Consider the following 398-nt stretch of genomic DNA (forward strand, 5'->3'; position numbering starts at 1 on the left):
TCAGCCAATACTTTATCTACATACCCTACATCTCCGTATCCGTCACCAGCATAAACTTTGTCATACTTAGCAGAGTAAGCTTTCATATCCGCTAAATTGTATCCACCTGATTTTTTAAACCAGTCAATGATACCAGCGCCCATGTTGTATCCGCCAAGAGCCATGGCGACATCCCCACCGGATTTCTTCAGTAGGTCTGATAACATCTTCGTACCTGCATCTATACTTTGTTTAACAGTTGAATTGTTCATGCCATTGACTTGCATGACATTGGTAATTCCTTTGGCTCCGAACGAGGATTCGCGTTGAATCACAGCCGCAACAAGATGTGGGTCAACATTAAATTGATTGGCAGCAGCATTAATCTCAGAAGCGTATTTACCGGCATATGCCACTCC

At 43.2% G+C, this 398-nt stretch carries 1 protein-coding gene; it reads right to left on the reverse strand.

The genetic code is table 11. The features are described from left to right. Window positions 1-398 (reverse strand): transglycosylase SLT domain-containing protein (locus tag C161_RS26980; protein ID WP_162163216.1); only part of this gene is annotated, 398 nt, incomplete at both ends.

Source organism: Paenibacillus sp. FSL R5-192 (assembly GCF_000517845.1).
Lineage (GTDB): Bacteria > Bacillota > Bacilli > Paenibacillales > Paenibacillaceae > Paenibacillus > Paenibacillus amylolyticus.